Below are 1,131 nucleotides of genomic sequence, written 5' to 3'. Positions count from 1 at the left end.
GCGCCAGGCCGCTTACTTCAGCAGCGCCTGCGCCTTCGCCACCACGTTGTCCACGGTGAAGCCGAACTCGGCGAACAGCTGCTCCGCCGGCGCCGACTCACCGAAGGTGGTCATGCCCACGATGGCGCCGTTCAGCCCCACGTACTTGTACCAGTAGTCCGCGATACCCGCTTCCACCGCCACACGCGCCGTCACCGCCGCCGGCAGCACCGACTCGCGGTACGCCGCATCCTGCTTGTCGAACGCGTCGGTCGACGGCATCGACACCACCCGCACCTTGCGGCCCGCCGCGGTCAGCTTGTCCGCCGCTTCCACCGTGATGCCCACTTCGGAGCCGGTGGCGATCAGGATCACGTCCGGCGTGCCCGCGCAGTCTTTCAGCACGTAGCCGCCGCGGTACACGTTCGCCAGCTGCTCTGCGGTGCGCGGCTGCTGGGTCAGGTTCTGGCGCGAGAACACCAGGGTGGTCGGGCCGTCGTTGCGCTCGATGCCGTACTGCCACGCCACCGCCGATTCCACCTGGTCACACGGGCGCCAGGTGCTCATGTTCGGGGTCACGCGCAGGCTCGCCAGCTGCTCCACCGGCTGGTGGGTCGGGCCGTCTTCGCCCAGACCGATGGAGTCGTGAGTGTAGACGAACACGTTGCGCAGCTTCATCAGCGCCGCCATGCGCACCGCGTTGCGGGCGTATTCCACGAACATCAGGAAGGTCGCCGAGTACGGCAGGAAGCCGCCGTGCAGCGCGATGCCGTTGGTGATGGCGGTCATGCCGAACTCGCGCACGCCGTAATGAATGTAGTTGCCCGCCGGGTCAACGTTCAGCGCTTTCGAGCCGGACCACATGGTCAGGTTGCTCGGCGCCAGATCGGCGGAGCCGCCCAGGAACTCCGGCAGCACCTTGCCGAACGCTTCCAGCGCGTTCTGCGACGCCTTGCGGCTGGCGATGTTGGCCGGGTTGGCCTGCAGTTTTTCCACGAACGCTTTGGCGTCGGCTTTCCAGTCGGCCGGCAGCTCGCCGTTCATGCGGCGCTTGAACTCGGCGGCCAGTTCCGGGAAGGCCCTGGCGTAGGCGGCGAACTTGTCGTTCCAGGCCGCTTCCTTGGCCTGACCGGCTTCTTTGGCGTCCCACTG

At 67.4% G+C, this 1,131-nt stretch carries 1 protein-coding gene; it reads right to left on the bottom strand.

Translation table 11 applies throughout. The annotated features are described in order from the left end of the window. Positions 1-12: 12 nt before the first annotated feature. On the bottom strand, positions 13-1,131 hold a 1,119-nt coding region (locus ACTJJ6_RS23535; RefSeq protein WP_440827455.1), incomplete at its 5' end, for a transketolase-like TK C-terminal-containing protein.

Source organism: Serratia sp. 22278 (assembly GCF_052045405.1).
GTDB lineage: Bacteria > Pseudomonadota > Gammaproteobacteria > Enterobacterales > Enterobacteriaceae > Serratia > Serratia marcescens.
Note: the sequence above shows the minus strand (reverse complement) of the source record. Positions and strands in the feature narration are given on the sequence as shown.